Source organism: Streptomyces phytophilus, assembly GCF_013870535.1.
Lineage (GTDB): Bacteria > Actinomycetota > Actinomycetes > Streptomycetales > Streptomycetaceae > Streptomyces > Streptomyces phytophilus.
This window is the reverse complement of sequence record NZ_JACBXC010000403.1, coordinates 1-4,798: the sequence shown is the minus strand read 5'-3', so window position 1 is coordinate 4,798 and position 4,798 is coordinate 1. Positions and strand designations below refer to the sequence as shown.

Annotated in this window: 5 protein-coding genes; 4 read left to right on the top strand and 1 reads right to left on the bottom strand. The window is 74.3% G+C overall.

Annotation, left to right across the window (positions count from 1 at the left end; all coding sequences use genetic code 11):
- From H5J30_RS17890 to H5J30_RS17880, 3 genes are all read left to right on the top strand, one after another.
- Positions 1 to 889, top strand: an 889-nt coding sequence (locus tag H5J30_RS17890; RefSeq protein WP_220189048.1) for a hypothetical protein, incomplete at its 5' end; no start/stop codon positions are given.
- A complete protein-coding gene (locus H5J30_RS17885) occupies positions 889 to 2,208 on the top strand; it encodes a hypothetical protein (protein ID WP_181788419.1) in 1,320 nt (439 codons plus the stop codon). The genes H5J30_RS17890 and H5J30_RS17885, both read left to right, overlap by 1 nt.
- Positions 2,205 to 3,185 carry an alpha/beta hydrolase gene (locus tag H5J30_RS17880; RefSeq protein ID WP_181788418.1) on the top strand — a complete coding sequence of 327 codons (981 nt, stop codon included), beginning with the start codon at positions 2,205 to 2,207 and terminating at the stop codon, positions 3,183 to 3,185. The genes H5J30_RS17885 and H5J30_RS17880 overlap by 4 nt, the downstream gene beginning before the upstream one ends.
- A gap of 31 nt (positions 3,186 to 3,216) precedes the next feature.
- Here H5J30_RS17880 and H5J30_RS17875 read toward each other — a convergent pair whose 3' ends face one another.
- A complete protein-coding gene (locus H5J30_RS17875; protein WP_258563385.1) occupies positions 3,217 to 3,597 on the bottom strand; it encodes an ArsR/SmtB family transcription factor in 381 nt (126 codons plus the stop codon).
- Between the two features lie 97 nt (positions 3,598 to 3,694).
- On the opposite strand from H5J30_RS17875, the gene H5J30_RS17870 reads away from it, so the two are divergent.
- Positions 3,695 to 4,798: HAD-IC family P-type ATPase (locus H5J30_RS17870; RefSeq protein ID WP_181788417.1), on the top strand; the 1,104-nt coding region annotated here is incomplete at its 3' end.

Genomic DNA, 4,798 nt, shown 5'->3' with positions numbered 1-4,798 from the left:
CGCTGCGGTGACGCGGGAGTTGCAGACGGCGCTCGCCCTGGCCGCCGTCCGTGGTGACCCCAGCCCCGCACTGCCCGCCTGGATCGATGTCGTCGACGGCACCGCCGGCGTCCTGCGCATCCGGGACGCGGGCGCCGTGGCCCACCCGGACGGGCCACGCCGCGTCCTGGCGGGCTTCCCCCTTCCGGCCGAGACGACAGCCCGCTCGCGCTCCCTCCCGTCGTCCTTCGCGCAGCCGTCCGAGTACTCCTCCGCGTACTACCTGGCCCGGACGGGCGCCGGCGCATACGTCCGCGTGGACCCCTCCCACCACTCCGGTGCGTTCTGGCTGCAGGACGGCCACTTCAACCTGTTCGACGACATCACCAGGCAGCCCCGCGCAGCCCACCGCGAGCTTCCCGGCCCGCTCCCCGGCCTTCTTCCCGGCCCGCAGCCGGGGCAGGAGTGCCCCGGCTGCGCGGCCCCCGCGCGCCCCCGCGTGCGCTTCTGCGAGGCGTGCGGGTTCGACTACCGGAAGCCGCTCAGCGAGGCGTACGTCTGGAAGGTCGACGACGAGGCGCCCGCCGTCGGCCGGCCCGTCGCGGTCCGGTTCGCCCTCGAATCCGTCGCGCGCCAGGACCCGGTGGCCGGACGCCCGTTGCCGGGGCCGGTGCGACTGCGGGTGCTGCTGGACGCGGGCCGGCCCGCCGTGGTGCCGGTGACGCAGGTCGTCGAGCTGCGCACGGACCGGACGACGGCACCCGTCGACTTCGAAGTCGTACCGGACGAACCCGGCCCGCTCACCCTCGCGTTCCGCGTCTACCGCGAGCGCGACGGCCGGATGCTGCTGGAGGTGCACACGGAGCTGGAGGTCACCGACCCCGTCCCGAGCACGGCGGACGGCCCGTGATGCCCGAGCGACTCAAGAGCACCGTCGTCTTCGACGACACCAACGGCATGCAGCGCGTCCCCGACCGCGACTACGACCGCCACCGCTCGGTGCACCTGTGCTTCACCAGGTCCGCCGGCGGCCACGGCCCCGCCGGCTACGACGTACGCGCCTGGGGCCCCGCCTTCCCGCCGCGCGGCGACGGCAGCTACCGCGGCTGGCTCGACGGGGCGGAGGTGGTCCAGGAGGCGGTCGCGGTGCTGCGCGAGACGTGGCAGGAGCACCTCATCCGGCACGTACACCGCGACCCGCGGCCCGACGGACCGCGGACCGTCTTCCCGTTCGTCGACGCCGGCGAGGGCGGCCGTGTCGACTGCCCGCATCTCGACGGCATCGGGCTGCGGCTGGCGCGCGCGGGCAACGACCTGTTCCAGCTGCTGTTCTACGGCGGCGACACGGGCATGCGGGAGATCGGGGAGACGCTGTTCCGGGCGCTCGACGGCGGCGAGTGCATCGTCACCGTGGAGTCCGACGACCTCTTCGTACCGTGGAACCTCCTGTACACCGCGGGCGGTCCCGCCGGCGACGCGCAGGGCCGGCTCGTCGACGACACCTGGTCCTTCGCCGGCTTCTGGGGCCACCGCCACCTGGTCGAGCACAACTTCTCCCGGGTACGCGGCTACGACAGCCGGATCTCCGTCCCCGAAGGACCGGTGGGCGTCGGTCTGAACGTGGACGACCGGGTGGACGAGGAGTACCCGCCCACGCCGTTCGTCGCCGAACTGCCGGGCATCTTCGACCGGTGCGCCCGCGAGACCGCCGTGACCGTACGGCGCAGCAAGTCCGAACTCGCCGGGGCGTTCCGCGCGATGAAGTTCGACGACCACATCAGCTTCTTCGGCTGTCACGGCCAGGTCACCGACCAGGACGGGGCGGCGCGCTCGTCCTGGCTGGAGCTGGCGGACGGCGAGAAGATCTACGGCAGCGAGATCGCCGGCTGGCTCTCCCGCGACGAGCCGATGCCGATGCGGCCGCTGGTGTTCGTCGGCGCCTGCCAGGGCGGCCAGCTCTCCTCCGCGTTCTACCCGGCCGCCGGCTACCACCTGCTGCGCAACGGGGCCCGCTGTCTGCTCGGGCCCCAGGTCGACCTGCCGCGGGCGTTCGCCCGCGAGTACGCCACCCTCCTCTTCGGCACGCTGCTGGACCGGGGCTCGCGGCTCGGGGACGCGGTGCGGGAGCTGTCGCGCTTCTACGCGGACGACCGGGGCAACCCGCTCGGGCTGATCTTCACGCTCTACCGCGGCCTCGACGTCCACTTCTGGCCCCGGGGCCCGGAGTGACGCCGCACACGGTCCTCGACCTCACCGAGGACGGCCGGCTGCGCGACCCGGACACGCAGCACCCGGTGCCGACCGCGGGGGTGCCGGGGTTCCTCTCCCGCCGGCTGCACGTGCCGGAGTCCGCGACGGACATCGTGGTCTACGTGCACGGCTGGCGGACCGGTCCGGCCGCGGCGCTCGCGGGCGCGCGGCGCCTGTTCGCACTCGTGGAGCGCGTCCACGCGGCCCGCGGCGACGCCTACCCGGGCCTCGGCCCCTGGTCCGGCCACTACGTCCTCGTCCGCTGGCCCTCCATGAGCAACCCCCTGCTGCCCGGCTACCGCCGGATCCGCGAGCGCGCCCACGCGATGAGCACCCGCGGCCAGGCCGGCGAGGTCCTCGCCCAACTGCTGGGCTACCTCAACCGGGAGCGCCGCCTGCCCGGCGCGCCCCCGACGCTGCGCACCGCCGCCGGACAGTATCTGCACTGCGTGGGGCACTCGTTCGGCGGGCGGTTCCTCGTCGAGGCGGTCCAGGCCGCGGCGGACGCGCGGCCCGCCGTCCTCGGCTGGCACCGGGGCAACCCGCGCTACCCGTACACCCTCGACAGCCTGCTGGTCTTCCAGATGGCCGCGCCGCCGCGCATCTTCGCCGACCGGTTCCACCGGATCCTGCACGACGCGCCGGTCAACGGCCCGATCGCGCTGACCCACTCCCGCGCCGACCGGGCCACCGGACGCTGGCACCGGATCGCGGAGGGCACGGCGGGTATCGGCTTCGCCGGCGCCGCCGCGCCGGCCGAACACATCGGCGCGCTGCGGCTCCGGGCGCTCGACACCTCGTACGGGCGCGAGGAACTGGACCACCGCATCGTCAACGTCGACGCACACCACCGCTTCCGCCGCGGGCGCCTCTGGCGCCCGGCGGGCGCGCACTCCGACATCTACCACCCCGAGTCCGCGCACCTGCTGCTCTCCCTCGCCGCGCTCGCCCGCTGACGGACGCGCCGCTGCGGAGCGCGGCGGTCGGTCAGGGTGCGACTGCCGCGTCCGGGGTGTCGGTGACGCCCAGGTGCAGGTGCTCCACGTGGTAGAGGGCCTGGTCGAGGAGTTCGGCGACGTGGTTGTCGTGCAGCGCGTAGACGACGGAGCGGCCCCGGCGGGTGCCGGTGATCAGGCCCAGGGTGCGCAGGACGCGCAGTTGGTGGGAGCAGGCGGACTGCTCCATGCCCACGGCGGCGGCCAGTTCGGTGGCCGCGCAGGGGCCCTCGCGCAGCTTCGCGAGGATCAGCAGCCGGGACGGGGTGGCCAGGGCCTGGAGGGTCTCGGCGACCTTCGGGGCGTTCTGCGGGGTCAGCCGGGTGCGCGGGACGGGGCTGTCGTCTTCGCGGGGGTTCGCTCCGTGGCCCATGGCCCCAGCTTACTGATTGAATACATGAATGACTGTTCAATCATTCCTGTAGAGTGGCGCGGGTCGCGGTACCACCGTCTACCGAAGGCCGTTGTCGATGACCTCCACCCTGGCTGCTTCCGCCCCACCCGAGCGCCGCACCGCGGGTGCCGCCCCCCGGCGGCGCACCCCGGTCCTGGCGCTGCCCGAGGCCCGCTGGGCGCTTGCCGCACTGGTGCTGTTCCTCCTCGCGCTCCCGCTCTTCGTGCTGAGCGCCCCCGCCTGGACGTGGGGCCCGCTGTTCGCCGCGGTGTACGCCACCGGCGGCTGGGAGCCGGGCCGGGCGGGGCTGCGGGCGCTGGCGGACAAGACCCTCGACGTGGACCTGCTGATGGTGGTCGCCGCCCTGGGCGCGGCGGCCATCGGCCAGTTCCTGGACGGGGCGCTGCTGATCGTCATCTTCGCCACCTCCGGCGCCCTGGAGGCGATCGCCACCGCCCGTACCGAGGACTCGGTGCGCGGCCTGCTCGACCTGGCCCCCGCCACCGCCACCCGGCTGACCGACGGCGGCGAGGAGACCGTCCCGGCCGCCGAACTGGTCGTGGGGGACACCCTCCTGATCCGGCCCGGCGAGCGCGTCGGCGCGGACGGCCGGGTGCTGGCGGGGGCCGGCGAGGTGGACCAGGCCACCATCACGGGCGAGCCGCTGCCGGCCGCGAAGGAGCCGGGGGACGAGGTGTTCGCCGGGACGGTGAACGGCACGGGCGCCCTGACCGTCCGGGTGGAGCGGGACCCGTCGGAGTCGGTGATCGCCCGGATCGTGGCCATGGTCGAGGAGGCGTCCGCCACCAAGGCCCCGACGCAGCTGTTCATCGAGAAGGTCGAGCAGCGCTACTCGATCGGCATGGTGCTCGCCACCCTCGCGGTCTTCGCGCTCCCGCTCGCCTTCGGCGACACGCTGGACGCGGCGCTGCTGCGGGCGATGACCTTCATGATCGTGGCGTCGCCGTGCGCGGTGGTGCTGTCCACCATGCCGCCGCTGCTGTCGGCGATCGCCAACGCGGGCCGGCACGGGGTACTGGCCAAGTCCGCCGTCGTGATGGAGCGCCTCGGGCAGGTGGACGCGGTGGCGATGGACAAGACCGGCACCCTCACCGAGGGCGCCCCGTACGTCGCGGAGGTGCGCCCGCTGCCCGGAAGCGGCCTGGACGAGGGCGGGTTG